Raw genomic sequence first — 16,290 nt, 5'->3', positions numbered from 1 at the left:
GGTGCACTCCGCGGTCCTGCTCATCGAGTTCGGTTCGATCATTCTCGGCCTCGGACTGCTCGGGCGGGTCGCCGCCCGGTTCCAGTTCTCGCCGATCCCGCTGTACCTGCTGGCCGGTCTCGCCTTCGGTGAGGGCGGGCTGCTGCCGCTCGGCGCGAGCGAGGAGTTCGTGGCGACGGGCGCCGAGATCGGTGTCATCCTCCTGCTGCTGATGCTCGGCCTGGAGTACACGGCCAGCGATCTCGTCTCCAACCTCAAGTCGCACTACCCGGCCGGGCTCGTCGACTTCTGCCTCAACGCGCTCCCGGGCGCGGCCGCCGCGCTGCTGCTGGGCTGGGGCCCGGTCGCGGCCGTCGTCCTCGCGGGCGTCACCTGGATCTCGTCGTCCGGGGTGATCGCGAAGGTGCTCGGCGACCTGGGGCGGGTCGGCAACCGCGAGACGCCGGTGATCCTCAGCATTCTCGTGCTGGAGGACCTGGCGATGGCGGTCTACCTGCCGATCGTCACCGCGCTGGTGGCGGGCGCCGGGCTGCTGTCGGGGTCGCTGACGCTGGCGGTCGCCCTCGGTGTCGCCGGGGCCGTGCTGTTCGTCGCGCTGCGGTACGGGCGGCTCATCTCGCGGTTCGTCTCCAGCGACGACCCGGAGAAGCTGCTGCTGGTGGTGCTGGGGCTGACGATCCTGGTGGCGGGTGTGGCGCAGGAGCTCCAGGTGTCGGCTGCGGTCGGCGCGTTCCTGGTGGGCATCGCGCTCTCCGGTGAGGTCGCCGAGGGCGCGCACACGCTGCTGAGCCCGCTGCGGGACCTGTTCGCCGCCGTGTTCTTCGTGTTCTTCGGGCTGCACACGGACCCGGCGAGCATCCCGCCCGTCCTGCTGCCCGCCCTCGCGCTGGCCGTCGTGACGGCCTGCACGAAGATCGCCACCGGCTACTGGGCCGCCCGGCGTGCGGGCATCTCCGTGCGGGGCCGCTGGCGCACGGGCGGCACGCTGGTCGCGCGCGGCGAGTTCTCCATCGTCATCGCGGGCCTGGCGGTGACGGCCGGCATCGAGCCCGACCTCGGCCCGCTGGCCACCGCGTACGTCCTTCTGCTGGTCATCCTCGGCCCGCTGACGGCCCGTTACACCGAGCCCCTGGCCACCCGCTGGGCCCTGCGCCGGGCGACCGCCAAGGCGGCGGAGCAGGTCCCCATGACAGAGCAGGCGGAGAAGCAGGAGCAGACCTGAGGTCTCGCCCCGGCCGTACGGCCCCTGGCGTGGCGCGCGGTGGGCGCCACGCCAGGGGCCGTTCTCACGCCCGCCACCCATTCGCCCAAATCCCCTTCTCCCAAGGGAAGTTGAGACCCAGTCCGACAACTTCCCCCACACCGCCAGGAAGCCCCCGAGAACGCCTCCGGCATGACGCAGGTCACATCCTGATGTGATCAAACCGTGGAACCTCCGTGTGGTCGTCGTGGCATGCTCGTGGCCCGTTACCGGCGAGTAGCCACCTCTGCCCCGCCGGTCGTCTCTCCCACCCCCCTCACCTCCAGGACTGACGTTGCGCCGACACACGAGGCCCTACCGCGCCCTCATGCCCGCATTGGCCGCGAGCGCCCTGCTCCTCGCGGCGGGCTGCTCCTCCGCCCCGCAGAACGACCGCTCCGCCGCGACCGACGAGCAGATCGTCGCGGACATCTCGACGGCGGCCCCGGACGACGCCCCCTTGGCCGTCGCCGCCGCACCCGACGACGCGCCGACCGCCACCGCACGCCCCGGCGGCGGGTCCGAGGGGCGGGCCAGACCGAGCAAGCTGAGCGTCGCGTCGTACGACAGCAGGACCGGACGGGCCGTCATCTCCTCCAACGCGGGCAAGGAGACCGAAAGTTCCCCATCACCAACAAATTCTCCAAGACCGTCAAAAACCGCCGAAACAACGGAAGAACCAGCCGGATCGGCGTCCCCCTCCATACCGGCGCCCACGCCCACAGCCCTGGAGCCCTCCGCCCCGTCCCAGACCACCGCCGTGGGCGACGTCATCGCCAGCGCCCCCGCCCCCGGCGCCCCGAACGGCCTGCTCGCGAAGGTCACGAAGGTGCTCGGCGAGACCGCCGAGGGCACGGAGGTGGAGACCGAACCGGCGCAGCTGAACGCCCTGCTGGCCGACGAGACGGCGAAGGGCAGCGTGCCCGTCGACCCGTCCGCGTTCCGGGTCGACAAGCTGCTCCCGGACGTCGACCTCTCCTGGTCGAAGACCGAGGACGTGCACATCGGCCCGAAGGGCGCGACCGTCCCGCTCGGCAGCCTGCGCCTCGACGTCAGCGCCGCGCTCCCGACGATCGGCGACGACTCCGCGTCGGCCTCCGCGTCCGTCTCGGGCTTCGTACAGGTCGCCCCGCAGGTCGACTTCACGTACGGCGGTGAGGGCGCCGCCGCCTCCCCGCTCTCCGCGTACCTCGGCGTCTCCGGCGACTGGTCCTCGGCCTGGTCCCTGAAGGGCCGCGCCGCCGCCTCCACGACCGCGCGGCGCATCCCCTTCGCCAAGCTGCACGCCGACCCGGTGCTCCAGGTCGGCCCGGTCCCCGTCGTCGTCAACCTGGACCTGACCTGCTACGTCCAGATCACCGGCGACGGCAAGGTCACGGTCGACGTCGAGCAGAGCGTCGAGGGCGACTTCAAGGCGGGCGGGACCTTCGGCCTCGCCCAGGGCTGGACGCCGGTCAACTCCTCGACGGTGACGAGCACTCCGGTCCGTACGTCCATGACGACCGCGGGCTCCGTCAAGGCCGCCCTGGGCGCGGAGGCCAGCGTCGGCCTCTACGGGACCGTGGGCGTCGTCGCCGACCTCGCGCCGTACGTCCGCGGCGAGGGCGAGGGTTCCGTCACCGGCGCGGACGGCGACTTCGAGGCGCGGGGCACCTGGGCGCTGTACGGCGGCATCGACCTGACCGGGACCCTGCGGCTCCAGCTGTCCGTCTTCGGCACCCCGGTGTTCCAGCGCGACATCCCGCTGGGGGCGTTGCACCGGGAGTGGAAGCTCGCCGGCTCACCGGCGTGACGCGACGCGGGCCCCGTGCGGGTGGGGGCCCGCCTACCGCGGCTCCCACCCCTGGCTCCGCAGCACGCCCGCCACGTCCGGCGCCTCGTAGTGCTCCCCCTTGAGCACCTTCCCGTCCGCCCGCCGGGCGACCTTCCCGTCGGGCCCGATCTTGGTCATGTTGGACCGGTGGATCTCGGCGAGCACGGCGTCCAGGTCGATGCCGTGCACGAGCGCCGTCCCGTACGCCACGTAGACGACGTCCGCCAGTTCGTGCGCCAGCCGGTCGAGCGGTCCTTCGACGGCCACCTCGGCGACTTCCGCGGCCTCCTCCGCGAGCAGTTCCCCGCGGTGCGCGGCGAGCGCGGGGGCCACTTCGGCGGGCGTACTGCGGGCGTCGAGCCCGAAGGCTCGGTGGAACTCTCGGACCAGTGCGGCGGGCGACGAACTCATGCACCGACTGTAACGGCGCCCACTGACAGTCCCCTCCCCCACGCTCACCGGCCTGGTCAGCGCCGGTCCCGCCTGGCAGGATCGCGCCATGCCCAAGCTGCTCGCCCGGATCGGCCGACGCCACGCGCTCGAAGGCGCGGCGGCCGGCGTCGTCGTACTCGGACTGCTGCTGTGGTGGCTGCTGCCCCTGGGGGACGACCCGCCGTCCGGGTCGGTCAAGTTCACCACCGGGAACCAGGTCGGCGTGTACTACCAGTACGCCGACCTGCTGAAGGGCGAGCTGTCCAGGGACATGCCGAACCTGAAGGTCCAGCTGCTCCAGAGCAACGGCTCGCAGGAGAACGTCCGGCTCGTGGCCGAGGGCGGCGCACAGTTCGCGATCGCCGCCGCCGACGCCGTGGCGCAGTACGACAACGACCACGCGGACGGGTCGGACAGGCTGCGCGCGGTGGCCCGCCTGTACGACGACTACCTCCAGCTGATCGTGCCGTCCGACTCGGACGTGAAGAGCGTCGCCGACCTCAAGGGCAAGCGGGTCGGCACAGGGCTCCCCAACTCCGGCGTACGGCTCATGGCCGAGCGGGTCCTCGCTGCCGCGGGCGTCGCCCCCGGGGACATCACGTCCATGAACGAAGGCATCGACACCGGACCGCAGGACCTCAAGGACGGCAAGATCGACGCGTTCTTCTGGTCCGGCGGCGTGCCGACCAAGGGGCTCCAGAGGCTGGCGGCCGAGCCGTCCAGGTTCCGCTTCGTGGCGATACCCGCGGCCCTCGTCGCCGAGATGCACAAGAAGGGCGGCCGCGCCGCCTACTACCGGTCGACCAACATGCCCGGGGACGCCTATCCGAAACTCCAGCGCAACGAACCGGTGCCGACGGTCGCCGTCGCCAACCTCCTGATCACCCGCGCGGACACGCCGGAGCGCCTTGTCGAGTGGTTCACCAGGACCGTCATCAAGAGCCGTGACGAGATCGGCCACGACGTCCACTCCGCGCAGCTCGTGGACCTGAGGACGGCCATCTTCACCGACCCGCTCGACCTGCACGACGGCGCCCGCCGCTACTACCGTTCGGTGAAGCCCTAGTTCAGGACGCCGGCGTCCTGGGTACGCGGACCGTCACCGTCAGCCCGTGCGGCTCATGGGGCCCGTACGAGATCGTCGCCCCGCCCGCCGCGAGCAGCGCGCGGGAGATCGACAGCCCGAGCCCCGAGCCCTTGATGTTCTGATGCCGTCCGCTGCGCCAGAAACGGTCCCCTACGCGCGCGAGTTCCTCGTCCGTGAGACCGGGCCCGTCGTCGGTGACGACGACGGTCGCGGCGGTGCCGTCGGCGGTGACGGACACCTCGACCTTCTCACCCAGGGGAGTGAACTTGACGGCGTTGTCGATGACGGCGTCCAGCGCGCTGGACAGGGCGACGGGGTCGGCCCACGCGGTGGTGGCCGGACAGTCCCCGCTCAGCGTCACCCCTTTGGCCTCGGCGGTCGGCGCCCACGCGGCGACGCGTTCGGCGGCGAGCGTGCCGATGTCCGTGATCCGCAGGTCGGCCTCGGAGTGCTCGGCGAGCGCGAGGTCGAGGAGATCGTCGAGGACCTGCGCGAGGCGCTTGCCCTCGTTCTGGACGGAGGCGATCTCCTCGTTGCCCTCGGGGAGTTCGTAGGACAGCAGCTCGATCCGCAGGAGGAGCGCGGCGAGCGGGTTGCGCAGCTGGTGCGAGGCGTCGGCGACGAAAGCCCTCTGCTGCTCCAGGACGTCCTCGACGGTGTCCGCCATCTCGTTGAACGACCGGGCCAGTCTGCGGAGCTCCGGAGGGCCTCCAGAGGCCGCCACGCGGGACTTGAGCCGACCGCTGGCGATCGCGTGGGTGGTCGTGTCGAGGATCCCGACCGGCTTGAGCACCCAGCCCGTCAGCCGCAGCGCGGCGCCGATCGCGAGCAGCAGCGCGGCGACCTCGCCCGCGCCGATGATGAGCCACCCGTGCAGGATCCGTGAGCGCAGCGCCCCGGTGGGCGAGTCGGTGACGACGACCGCGACGACGTCACCGTCCCGGATGACGGGCGACGCCACGACCAGGCGTCCCCGGTCCCAGGGCCACACCTGAGCGGGGTCGTGACTACGCCGGCTGAGGAGCGCCTCCTCGAACGCCTTGCGTACCTCGGAGTCAGCCTTCCCGAGTTTCCTGGTGACCGGCGCGCTGGCCATCGAGTCCTCCGTCCGGAGGAACACTCCGGCACGGATGTCGTAGACGCCGTAGTAGTTCTCAAGCTCCCGCTGCAGCGTCCTGCGCCGTTCGTCAGCGGTGGTCGACACGTCCTCCGTCACCGTCACGAACTGCGCGAGCGCGGCGAACCGCGCCGTGTCGTCGATCCGGTCGACGACCACCTTCTGCTGCTGCGCCCCCGCGAGGCTGACGGCCAGCGGGACGCCGAAGGCGAGCAGGACGGCCGCCATCAGGATGATCAGCAGCGGCAGCAGCCGTGTACGCACGCGCGCCCGCTAGGCGGCCGGCGCGACGAGCCGGTAGCCCACGCCGCGTACGGTCTCGATCAGCGCCGGCATGCGCAGCTTGGCGCGCAGGGAGGCGACGTGGACCTCCAGAGTGCGCCCCGTACCCTCCCAGCTCGTGCGCCACACCTCGCTGATGATCTGCTCGCGCCGGAACACCACACCGGGCCGCTGGGCCAGAAGGGCGAGCAGATCGAACTCCTTTCGGGTGAGCTGTACGACCGACCCGTCGACGGTGACGCGACGGGTCGGCAGCTCGATGTGGACGGGGCCGAGCACCAGGGCGCTGTCGGCGGCCGGGGCGCCCTCGTCGTGGACGGTGCGACGGCTGACGGCGTGGATACGGGCGAGCAGTTCGCCGGTGTCGTAGGGCTTCACGACGTAGTCGTCCGCGCCCAGGTTGAGGCCGTGGATGCGGGAGCGTACGTCGGAGCGGGCGGTGACCATGATGACGGGCGTGGCGGTGCGCTTGCGGATCTTGCCGCACACCTCGTAGCCGTCCTGGTCGGGCAGTCCCAGGTCAAGCAGGACAACGCCGAACCCGGGGCCCTCGGGGACGAGCGCCTGGAGGGCCTCCTCGCCGCTGCGCGCGTGGGTGACGTCGAAACCGTGCCTCCTGAGGACCGCGGACAGGGCCGCGGCGACGTGATTGTCGTCCTCGACGAGCAGCAGTCTCATTCCGGCCTCCCCCAGTTCATTCGGTCGTAGCGTCGAGCCCCTAGGAATGAACCGGAGCCCCGGGTGCCGAAACGCGCCACCACGCGCGCGTGCCCCCACGAAGTCACGCTGATGGACGATGACGCCGTCAAGCGGGTTCCGGTTGCGCACCCCTTCCGTTATCCGGCCGATACGCGCGCCCGCCACCGGGCCACTACACGTGTCCGATTGCTATCGGATCGTGATGCTCAGATTCACCTCAGATGTAATGACGCTGCTCGTCACTGGTTACTACTGTCCTCGAAACCCGAGGAGGACGGAGCCAGAGAACGATGACCGAACCATCGGTGGCCAAGCAGGACGCGGCCTCGACCGACGAGCTGGTCGTCCTGAAGAGCGTGAACAAGCACTTCGGTGCGTTGCACGTGCTCCAGGACATCGATCTGACGATCGCGCGCGGCGAGGTCGTCGTGGTCATCGGGCCCTCAGGGTCCGGGAAGTCCACCCTGTGCCGCACGATCAACCGCCTGGAGACGATCGACGAGGGCACGATCACGATCGACGGGAAGGCGCTGCCCCAGGAGGGCAAGGAGCTGGCCCGGCTGCGTGCCGACGTCGGCATGGTCTTCCAGTCGTTCAACCTGTTCGCGCACAAGACCGTGCTCGAGAACGTGACGCTGGGCCAGGTCAAGGTCCGCAAGGCCGACAAGAAGGCGGCCGAGGAGAAGGCCAGGGCGCTCCTGGACCGCGTCGGAGTGGGCACCCAGGCGGACAAGTACCCCGCGCAGCTCTCGGGCGGCCAGCAGCAGCGTGTGGCCATCGCGCGGGCGCTGGCGATGGACCCGAAGGTGATGCTCTTCGACGAGCCGACCTCCGCGCTGGACCCCGAGATGATCAACGAGGTCCTGGAGGTCATGCAGCAGCTCGCCCGGGACGGCATGACGATGATCGTCGTCACCCACGAGATGGGCTTCGCCCGTTCGGCCGCCAACCGCGTGGTGTTCATGGCGGACGGCCGCATCGTCGAGCAGGCGACCCCCGACCAGTTCTTCAGCAACCCGCGCAGCGACCGCGCGAAGGACTTCCTGTCCAAGATCCTGCACCACTGACGGCCGCATCAGCACCGCCGGACCAGCACTCCTTCCAGCTCACTCCTAAGGACGCCCCATGAAGCTCCGCAAGGTCACCGCCGCCTCGGCCGCCGTCCTCGCCCTCTCCCTCGCCGCGACCGCCTGCGGCAGCGACAAGAAGGACGACGACTCCAGCTCCTCCGCCGGCGGGGGCGGCGACAAGATCAAGATCGGCATCAAGTACGACCAGCCCGGCCTCGGCCTGAAGAAGCCCGACGGCTCCTTCGCGGGCTTCGACGTGGACGTCGCCACCTACGTGGCCAAGGAGCTGGGGTACCAGCCGAACCAGATCCAGTTCGTGGAGACCAAGAGCGCCGACCGCGAGAACGCGCTCGCGCGCGGGGACGTCAAGTTCATCGCGGCGACGTACTCGATCACGGACAAGCGCAAGGCGAAGGTCGACTTCGCCGGGCCGTACCTGCTGGCCCACCAGGACCTGCTGGTCAAGTCCGACTCGGACATCTCCAAGGGCACCGACCTCAACGGCAAGAACCTGTGTTCCGTGACCGGCTCGACCTCGGCGCAGAACGTGCAGAAGACGATCGCCCCGAAGGCCAACCTGAAGCAGCTCAGCAGCTACTCGGAATGCCTCTCCGGCCTCCAGAGCGGCTCCGTGGACGCGCTGACCACCGACGACTCGATCCTCGCCGGTTACGCCTCCCAGGAGCAGTACAAGGGCAAGTTCAAGCTCGCGGGCCTGAAGCTCAGCAACGAGAACTACGGCATCGGCGTCAAGAAGGGCGACACCGCGACCGTCGACAAGATCAACAAGGCGCTGGAGAAGATGGTCAGCGACGGCTCCTGGCAGAAGGCCGTCGACGCCAACTTCGGCCCGGCGGGCTACAAGAACGAGCCGGCCCCGAAGATCGGCACCATCGTCAAGTAGCCGCGGGGCAGTCCCCGAAAGGTTCCCGAGGCGTGCCGTCGTCCGTCGCGATCACGGCGGCGGCATGCCACGCCCTCCTCATCGGCCATCCACCCGGAAGCGCGGGAGATCGTGTTCGACTTTCTTGAAGGTTACGACGTCCTAGGGGCGTTCTGGATGACGGTGAAGCTCACCGCGCTCTCCGCCGTGGGCTCCCTGATCTGGGGCACCCTGCTGGCCGCGATGCGAGTCAGCCCGGTCCCGTTGATGCGCTGGTTCGGCACCGCGTACGTCAACATCGTCCGGAACATCCCCCTGACGGTCATCATCCTGTTCTGCTCACTCGGCCTAGCCGACGTCTTCGGGGTCACCATGGGCTCCGGCGACTTCAAGATCCAGGGCTTCCGGCTGGCCGTGCTCGGCCTGGTCGCGTACACCGCGGCGTTCGTCTGCGAGGCGCTGCGCTCCGGCATCAACACGGTCCCGATGGGCCAGGCGGAGGCCGCCCGCGCCATCGGCCTGAACTTCACGCAGACCCTGTGGCTGGTCGTGCTGCCGCAGGCGTTCCGCGCAGTCATCGGCCCGCTGGCCAACGTCCTGATCGCGCTGACCAAGAACACCACGGTGGCGGCGGCGATCGGCGTCGCCGAGGCCGCCTACCTGATGAAGACGATGATCGAGAACGAGGCGCAGACGCTGCTCATCGGCGTGGTCTTCGCGTTCGGCTTCGTGGTACTGACCCTGCCGACCGGCCTCTTCCTCGGCTGGCTCGGCAAGCGACTGGCGGTGAAGCGATGAGCTCGGTCCTCTACGACACACCCGGCCCCCGCGCGCGGGTGCGCAATACCGTCCTGTCGGTGGTCTTCGCCGCACTGCTCGTCCTGCTCGTGTGGTGGGTGTGGCAGAAGCTGGACGAGAAGGACCTGCTGACGTCCGCCCAGTGGAGTCCGTTCACGGAGTCGGAAGCCTGGACGACGTACCTCCTGCCCGGACTCGGCGACACGCTGAAGGCCGCCGCGCTCGCCATGCTGATCGCCCTCCCGCTGGGTGCGGTCCTCGGCATCGCACGCCTCTCCGACCACACCACTGTGCGCGCGGTGTCCGGGACGATCGTCGAGTTCTTCCGCGCCATCCCGGTGCTGCTGCTGATGCTGTTCGCCTTCCAGTTCTTCTCCGAGTCCACGGACATCACGAGCGAGGACCGGCCCCTGTACGCCGTCGTGACGGGCCTGGTGCTCTACAACGCGGCGGTGCTCGCCGAGATCGTCCGCGCAGGCATCCTGGCCCTTCCCAGGGGCCAGACGGAGGCCGCCTACGCCATCGGTCTGCGCAAGGGCCAGACGATGAGCAGCATCCTGCTCCCGCAGGCCGTCACGGCGATGCTGCCGGCGATCGTCAGCCAGCTCGTCGTCATCGTGAAGGACACCGCGCTGGGCGGTGTGATGATCGGCTTCACCGAGCTGCTCAACTCGCGCGGGACGCTGGCGGCCAACTACGCCAACCCGATCCCGAGCTTCATCGTGGTCGCGATCATGTTCATCGTCCTGAACTTCATCCTCACCAGCTTCGCGAGCTGGCTGGAGAAGCGCCTGCGGCGCAGCAAGCGCAGCACGGGCGCGGTACTGGGCACCAACGACGTCGCGGGTTCTGCCGCCGTCGGCGGTACGTACGGCACGGGCGCGGGCGGAGCCGCCTGACGCTCCCTCACATCCCTTGACCTGTACGGAGGCAGTGGCGTGCGCGCCGCTGCCTCCGTCACTTGACGCAAGCAGCGGCAATGGGTTGCATACGTTCTGTGATCGTGCACCCTGCTCCCACCTCGAATTCACTTACGTCCCTGAGGGCACCGTCGCGGGCAGGAGGCGGCCTTCAGTGGACCCGGTGATCATCGTCGGAGCGGGCCCTGTGGGGCTCACGCTCGCCCTGGCGCTGGCGCGTCAGGAGGTGCCGTCGGTCATCCTGGACGAGGGCCCGGGGAAGGACGAGCCGCGGCTCGCGCGCACGGTCGTCCTGCGCGAGGACACGGCCGCTCTGGTGGAGCGGCTGACCGGCGCCCCGCCGGACGGGCTGCGCTGGACGGGCTGGCGGTCGCTGCGGCGCAAACAGACGATGCGCGAGGTCACGTTCGACGACACGGAACCGGCCCCCCTGCACATCGCCCAGCACGTCCTCACGCGCGCGCTGCGGACGGCGCTCGCGCGCGAGCGGCTGGTGAAGCTCGCCGTGGACAGCAGGCTGGACACGGTCGAGCAGGAGTCCTCCGGCGTCACCGCGCACACGCGCGGGCCGAAGGGCACCTGGTGGCGCGGCAGTTATCTGATCGGCTGCGACGGCCCCCGCTCCACGGTCCGCAAACTCCAGGACATCCGCTTCCCCGGCCGTACGGCGGTCGAGCGACACGCCGTGGCGGCGCTGCGGGCGGAACTTCCCTGGGCGGGTCAGGCGTTGCTCCATCGGATGCCGCCGTGGCGGACGTCCGGACCGTCGGCCGGGGAGGTCACCGCCCGCCCCCTCCCGGACGGCGTCTGGCGCCTGGACTGGCTGCTTCCGCCCGGCAAGGACCTGGTGACGCCCGAGCTGCTGGTGGCACGCGTACGCGAGACACTCACCGGCTGGAACGACGGGGCGACGCCTCCGTACGAGCTGCTCGACACCGGCGTCCACACGGTGCACCACCGTCTCGCGCGGCGCTGGCGCGTGGGGCGTGTGTTCCTCGCCGGGGACGCGGCGCACCTGCTGGGCGCGTTCGGCACGCACGGCCTCGACGAGGGCCTCAGGGACGCCGACAACCTCGCCTGGAAGCTGGCGGCGGCCTGGCACCACGGCCCGCGCGAGGCGCTCCTCGACAGCTACCAGGCGGAGCGCCGGGCGGCCGTCTCCGCGCGCCTGCGCGCCGCCGACCAGACGCTGCCGCTGCTGCGCGGCGGCGGGGGCCTGCGCGCGTACGTCCCCGGCGCCGCCCGGGGCCACGACGCGCTGCTCTCCGACGGCCACCTCGGCCGTGGCCCGCTCGGCGCTCCGGGCGACCACGCGGACTCCCCGCTCGCGCCCCGGCACCTGGCCGCCGAGGTGCCGGTGGACACCGCGCCCGGCGCCCAGGTCGCCGACGTCCGGGTGACCGCCGAGGACGGCTCCTTCGTGCGCCTGCGCGACCGCCTCGGCCGGGGCGCCCTGCTCGCCGTGCTGATCGCGCCGGGCACGGGCGTGTGGGAGCGCAAGCACTGGGTGGGAGCCGGCATCATGCCCCGCCTGGCCGCGGCCGTCACCGCGCTGCCGTACCCGGCGGAGCTGCTGGTCGCCGAGAGCTATCCGGGGGCCGCGCCCCACACGGTGCTGCTGATCCGGCCGGACGGGCATCTGGTGGCCGCGCTGAACGGCGTACGGCCGGCGGATCTGTACGCGGCGGCGGAGACGGCGGTGGGCGGGGCGGCGCGGGAGGAGGCGGAGGCGGGGGTGCAGTGAGGGAGTTTTTGGGGGCTTCTCACGCGCGGGCGCGCTTCAAGACCGGTCCCCGTCCCCGCGCGCGGGAGCACGATTCACGGTCCGATCATCAGACGAAATCACTGCTCACCCCCTCTTTGTCCGCATGGTGACAGCCAGTTGACCGCCCTGCACGGCCATGGTCTACTCCGGATCGTGACCGACACCTGTGTGCACCTGTGGCGGAGGGTCCACATGGACCTCGTCCGCTACGCGGGCTGCGTGTGTCGCTCCTCCTGCTGATTCGCATCCCTTCACGCGCGTACGGCGCGCGCTCCCCGCGAACCTCACCAGGACGGTGTCCGTGTCTGTCGCCCCCTCCCTCCCCACGCCCGCCCGCATCCCCACCCAGGCCGACCTCCTGGACTTCGTACGGCGCACCGCCGCCGACACCGAGCTGATCGCGTCCCTCCCGCTCGACCCCGAGGGCCGTACCTGGATCCGTCTCGAAGGGCCCGCCGGCAGCGAGGCGTGGCTCATCGGCTGGCCGCCGGGCACCGGCACCGGCTGGCACGACCACGCCGACTCGGTGGGCGCCTTCCTCGCCGCCCGGGGCACGCTCAAGGAGAACTCCCTCGCGGCCCGCCTCCCGACCGACGGCTGGAAGACCCTGGAGCTGACGGAGGACGTCGACCGCGAACGCCGCCTGACCGCGGGACAGGGCCGCGCGTTCGGCCGCCACCACATCCACGAGGTCCTCAACGAGTCCTCCGAGCGGCACGCGATCTCCGTCCACGCGTACTACCCGCCACTCCCCCGCATCCGCCGCTACAGCCGCTCCGGACAGACGCTGCGGCTGGAGCAGGTGGAACGTCCCGAGGACTGGCAGTGAGCGCGCACGAGACGGACGACACGGCCGCCGCGAGCCGCACCGGCGCCGTCTCCCCCGGCGAGCAGCCCGTGGGGATAGACACCCTGCTGGAACAGACACGCGCCACATACGCGCGCGTGGAGGCCCAGGAGGCGTACGAGGCCGCCCGCGCGGGAGACGCGCTGCTCGTCGACATCCGGTACGCCGCCCTGCGGGAGCGGGACGGGCTGATCCCCGGCGCCTTGGTCGTCGAGCGCAACGAACTGGAGTGGCGCCTCGACCCGCAGGGCAGCCACCGCGCCCCCGAGGCGACCGGACACGACCTGCGCGTCATCGTGATCTGCAACGAGGGCTACGCCTCCAGCCTCGCCGCCGCCTCGCTGCACCGACTCGGGCTGCACCGGGCGACCGACCTGACCGGCGGGTTCCAGGCGTGGAGGGCGGCGGGGCTGCCGGTGACGGGGTAGGAGGGGGCGAAAGCCGAAGGGGTCGGAGGCCGAAAGGGCGGGACGTCGAGGAGGCGGGAGGCCGAAAAGGCCAGCGCGATTCACGCGACAATATGACCGCCCCCCTCCGCCCCGGTCCCGCTACCGCCCTCAGCCTCCCTACTCCCGGGCCGTGACCACCGTCACCGCCCGCACCCGCAGCGCCACTCGCCCCGGCACCGCGGTCGCCACGAGCGCGAGCAGTCCGGCCACGGCGACGACGGTGACGTACGCGAGCGGAGCGACGGCCGGCGCGGCCCGTCCCGTCATCCCGATGCTGAACGCGGTCAGGACGGCGAGGGCGATGCCGCTGCCGAGCGCGGTCGCGAGGAGCAGGGTCGCCAGGGCCTCGGTGCGCAGCATCCGCAGCACCTGACGGCGCGTCGCTCCGGCGAGCCGCAGCAGCGCGAACTCCCGGATCCGCTCGGAGACCGACATGCCGAGCGTGTTGACGACGGCGATGGCGGTGAAGGCCAGGACGAGCCCCATCGCGAGCAGGTTGACCTCGGCGTTCTCCTGCTGCCTGGCCGCCTGGAGCGAGTCCGCCGCGGCCGGGGAAAGAATCCGGAGACCCGGGAACTCACGGAGGGTAGTCGCGAGTTCTCTGTGTGTACGGCTGGTGCTGACGAGGAGGGAGGCGGACAGGGGATTGTCGACATGGCGGGCGACGAGGTCGTGCGCGAGGGTGAGGTCTCCGAAGCCGAGGCCCCTGGAGTAGACGGCGGCGACGGTGAGCGTGGCGGGCGTTCCGTCGCCGAGGGTCAGCTTCAGGGTGGAGCCGAGTGCCAGACCGAGCTGGTCCGCGGCCAGTTCACTGACGGCGACGGTGTCCGGGGCCAGCCGGTCGAGGGAGCCCGCGGTGACATCGGGATCCCAGGTGCGGGCGAGACCGGCCGGAGTGACGCCCTGCGCCGGGTACTTGTCGAGGCCGACCCGGACGGTGGTGCGGACGACCTCGGTCACGGCGTCACCGGGCCCCCGCAGCCGCTCGGCCACCGGGGCGGGGACGCCGGGTCCCGCCGAGTCGACGACCCAGTCGGCGCGCACCCCCGCACGGGCCTCGGCGCGGGCGGCGTCACCGAGGGTGGGCTGGACGAACAGGACGGTGCAGGTCATACCGACGAGCAGGGTGAGAGGGGTGACGACAGAGGCCGTACGGACGGCGTTGCCGCGCAGGTTGGCGGTGGCGAGCCGGCCGCCGTGACCGGTGAGCCGCAGGGGCCCGGCGAGAAGCAGGGTGGCCGCTCTGACGAGGAGCGGGCCGAGGAGGGCGACGGAGGTGGACAGGACGATGACGGCGAGGAAGGTCACGGGCGTCGCGGCGGGCTCGGTGCGCAGCACGCCGAGTACGGCGACGAGAGTGCCGCCACCCGCGAGCAGCAGCAGACCGGCGAGGAGCCGTCCCCACGCGGGCCGGGTGGGTTCGGCCTTCGCCTCGGTGAGCGCCTCGACGGGCCGGATCCGCACCACCCGCCGGGAGGCGATCCGCGCGGCGGCCCAGGCGCCCACCAGAGTCACGGCGGCGGCGACGAGGGGCGGGAAGACGCTGACGGAGTGCTCCAGCGTGGCGGGTACGGCCCCCAGGGCGACGAACCGTCCGTACAGCCATCCCCCCAGCGGCAGCCCGGCGACCGCGCCCACGGCCCCGGCGACCGCCCCGACGAGCAGCGCCTCCCGGCCGAGCAGCCGGCGGATCTGCCCCGAGGTGGCGGCGATCGCCCGCAGCAGGGCGAGTTCCCGGTGCCGCTGCTGCACCGACAGCCCGAAGGTCCCGACGACCACGAGCACGGCGACCAGCAGCGAGGTCCCGCCCATCGCCCCGCCCATGCTGATCAGCTTGACTCGCGCGGCAGCGGCGTCCAGGAACTCGACGGGACCGCGCGCGTCCCCGGCGGCGACCTGCGCGGTGGTGCCGTCCAGGGCCCGCACGACCGCCCGCTTCAGCTCGCCGGGGTCGGTCCCCTCGACGGGGACGACGCCGAACGCGGTGACCTGCCCGGGGTGCGCGGCCAGCCTGCGGGCCTCGCCGGCGGAGAAGAAGAGGGACGTCTGATGGCGTACGCCGGTCGCCGCCGCGATGCCGCTGATCCGGTAGGCGCGCGGAGCCTGCGTCGACTGCACGGTGAGCCGGTCGCCGACCGCCAGCCGCGCCCGCGCCGCGAGGTCGCTGTCGACGACGAGCTCGTCGGCACCCCGGGGCGCGGCCCCGCCGAGGAGGCGGTACGGCGTCAGCCCGGCGGAGGACCAGGCGTGGCCGTAGGAGGGCCGGCCGGGGTCGTTGCCAGGAGTCGACGGGACGGCGAGGAAGGTGAGTTCGGGGACGACGCGGGCCACGCCGGGGACGGCCTCGATCCGCTGCGCCAGTCCCTCGGGGAGCCAGGCTCGCTCGGCGATGGGTTTGGCCTTGTGCTTGACCTTGGTCTTGCCGTGCTTGTGCTGGACGGTGGTCCGGTGGACGTTCTGGTCACCGGAGACCAGGAGGGGGGTCGCCGTGTACCGCTCGGTGCGGATCGTGCCGCGCAGCCCCGTCTCCAGGAGTGTGCCGCAGGCGGTGACGAGCGCGGACGCGCACAGCAGGGCGAGGAAGGCCCCGAGGAAGCCGGCCCTGCGGGCGCGGACCGTCTTCAGGGCGTAACGCAGCATCATGAGGGAGGGCTCTCTCTTCTGTTGTGCGGGGAGTCGACGGCACCCGCCCACACTCGCCCCCGCACACCCGCCCGCGCACTGCGGCGATCCAGCGTCTTCGCGCGGGGGTTACCCCCACCCCGGGGGCAGGAAGGGCTCCGCCCCTTCACCAGCCCTGGCCGGAGACCGGCCGTTCCATGGGTACCGGCTGTTTCCGGGCAACACACCGGGCCCGGCCCGGACACGATCGGCGCCCCCGCGCGTCC

The 16,290-nt window shown here is 71.6% G+C and carries 16 protein-coding genes; 11 read left to right on the top strand and 5 right to left on the bottom strand.

Features of this window, described 5'->3' with window-relative positions:
• Position 1 precedes the first annotated feature (1 nt).
• Positions 2-1,222 (top strand): cation:proton antiporter, encoded by a 1,221-nt coding sequence (locus tag ACLZOT_RS05010; RefSeq protein WP_416967479.1) that lies wholly within the window; start codon positions 2-4, stop codon positions 1,220-1,222.
• A 333-nt stretch (positions 1,223-1,555) separates the two neighbouring features.
• On the opposite strand, the gene ACLZOT_RS05005 is transcribed toward ACLZOT_RS05010, so the two are convergent.
• Positions 1,556-1,831: a hypothetical protein gene (locus tag ACLZOT_RS05005; protein WP_416967478.1), complete on the bottom strand. Its 276-nt coding sequence runs from the start codon at positions 1,829-1,831 to the stop codon at positions 1,556-1,558.
• 169 nt (positions 1,832-2,000) lie between these two features.
• Here ACLZOT_RS05005 and ACLZOT_RS05000 point away from each other — a divergent pair, with 169 nt between their 5' ends.
• Positions 2,001-3,032 carry a hypothetical protein gene (locus ACLZOT_RS05000; protein WP_416967477.1) on the top strand — a complete coding sequence of 344 codons (1,032 nt, stop codon included), beginning with the start codon at positions 2,001-2,003 and terminating at the stop codon, positions 3,030-3,032.
• Between the two features lie 33 nt (positions 3,033-3,065).
• Here the strand turns inward: ACLZOT_RS05000 and ACLZOT_RS04995 are convergent, their stop codons facing one another.
• A complete protein-coding gene (locus tag ACLZOT_RS04995; RefSeq protein ID WP_416967476.1) occupies positions 3,066-3,464 on the bottom strand; it encodes a MazG nucleotide pyrophosphohydrolase domain-containing protein in 399 nt (132 codons plus the stop codon).
• 88 nt (positions 3,465-3,552) lie between these two features.
• Between ACLZOT_RS04995 and ACLZOT_RS04990 the strand changes: the two genes are divergently transcribed.
• Positions 3,553-4,551 carry a TAXI family TRAP transporter solute-binding subunit gene (locus ACLZOT_RS04990; protein WP_416967475.1) on the top strand — a complete coding sequence of 333 codons (999 nt, stop codon included), beginning with the start codon at positions 3,553-3,555 and terminating at the stop codon, positions 4,549-4,551.
• A gap of 1 nt (position 4,552) precedes the next feature.
• On the opposite strand, the gene ACLZOT_RS04985 is transcribed toward ACLZOT_RS04990, so the two are convergent.
• Together ACLZOT_RS04985 and ACLZOT_RS04980 are read right to left on the bottom strand one after the other, a co-directional pair.
• The gene (locus ACLZOT_RS04985) at positions 4,553-5,953 is read right to left on the bottom strand and encodes an ATP-binding protein (RefSeq protein ID WP_416967474.1); all 1,401 of its coding nucleotides are present in this window, start codon (positions 5,951-5,953) and stop codon (positions 4,553-4,555) included.
• Positions 5,954-5,962: 9 nt separating this feature from the next.
• Positions 5,963-6,649: a response regulator transcription factor gene (locus ACLZOT_RS04980; protein WP_416967473.1), complete on the bottom strand. Its 687-nt coding sequence runs from the start codon at positions 6,647-6,649 to the stop codon at positions 5,963-5,965.
• A 311-nt stretch (positions 6,650-6,960) separates the two neighbouring features.
• On the opposite strand from ACLZOT_RS04980, the gene ACLZOT_RS04975 reads away from it, so the two are divergent.
• The 8 genes from ACLZOT_RS04975 to ACLZOT_RS04940 all read left to right on the top strand — a co-directional run bounded on the left by ACLZOT_RS04975 (position 6,961) and on the right by ACLZOT_RS04940 (position 13,381).
• On the top strand, positions 6,961-7,737 hold the full coding sequence (locus ACLZOT_RS04975) for an amino acid ABC transporter ATP-binding protein (protein ID WP_416967472.1): 777 nt from the start codon (positions 6,961-6,963) through the stop codon (positions 7,735-7,737).
• Positions 7,738-7,795: 58 nt separating this feature from the next.
• Positions 7,796-8,644 (top strand): glutamate ABC transporter substrate-binding protein, encoded by an 849-nt coding sequence (locus tag ACLZOT_RS04970; protein ID WP_416967471.1) that lies wholly within the window; start codon positions 7,796-7,798, stop codon positions 8,642-8,644.
• 111 nt (positions 8,645-8,755) lie between these two features.
• Positions 8,756-9,421 carry an amino acid ABC transporter permease gene (locus ACLZOT_RS04965; RefSeq protein ID WP_416967470.1) on the top strand — a complete coding sequence of 222 codons (666 nt, stop codon included), beginning with the start codon at positions 8,756-8,758 and terminating at the stop codon, positions 9,419-9,421.
• Complete coding sequence (locus ACLZOT_RS04960) at positions 9,418-10,320, top strand: amino acid ABC transporter permease (protein ID WP_416967469.1); 903 nt, start codon at positions 9,418-9,420, stop codon at positions 10,318-10,320. The genes ACLZOT_RS04965 and ACLZOT_RS04960 overlap by 4 nt, the downstream gene beginning before the upstream one ends.
• Before the next feature lie 175 nt (positions 10,321-10,495).
• Positions 10,496-12,085, top strand: coding sequence for an FAD-dependent monooxygenase (locus ACLZOT_RS04955; protein WP_416967468.1), 1,590 nt, complete (start codon positions 10,496-10,498; stop codon positions 12,083-12,085).
• A 174-nt stretch (positions 12,086-12,259) separates the two neighbouring features.
• On the top strand, positions 12,260-12,346 hold the full coding sequence (locus tag ACLZOT_RS04950) for a putative leader peptide (protein ID WP_368431555.1): 87 nt from the start codon (positions 12,260-12,262) through the stop codon (positions 12,344-12,346).
• A gap of 61 nt (positions 12,347-12,407) precedes the next feature.
• The gene (locus ACLZOT_RS04945) at positions 12,408-12,935 is read left to right on the top strand and encodes a cysteine dioxygenase (RefSeq protein ID WP_416967467.1); all 528 of its coding nucleotides are present in this window, start codon (positions 12,408-12,410) and stop codon (positions 12,933-12,935) included.
• A complete protein-coding gene (locus tag ACLZOT_RS04940) occupies positions 12,932-13,381 on the top strand; it encodes a rhodanese-like domain-containing protein (protein ID WP_416967466.1) in 450 nt (149 codons plus the stop codon). Before ACLZOT_RS04945 ends, ACLZOT_RS04940 begins: the two co-directional genes overlap by 4 nt.
• A gap of 138 nt (positions 13,382-13,519) precedes the next feature.
• On the opposite strand, the gene ACLZOT_RS04935 is transcribed toward ACLZOT_RS04940, so the two are convergent.
• A complete protein-coding gene (locus tag ACLZOT_RS04935) occupies positions 13,520-16,045 on the bottom strand; it encodes an FtsX-like permease family protein (protein WP_416967465.1) in 2,526 nt (841 codons plus the stop codon).
• Positions 16,046-16,290: the final 245 nt, after the last annotated feature.

Origin of the sequence: Streptomyces sp. 4F14, assembly GCF_048159485.1 — a bacterium.
GTDB lineage: Bacteria > Actinomycetota > Actinomycetes > Streptomycetales > Streptomycetaceae > Streptomyces.
Note: the sequence above shows the minus strand (reverse complement) of the source record. Positions and strands in the feature narration are given on the sequence as shown.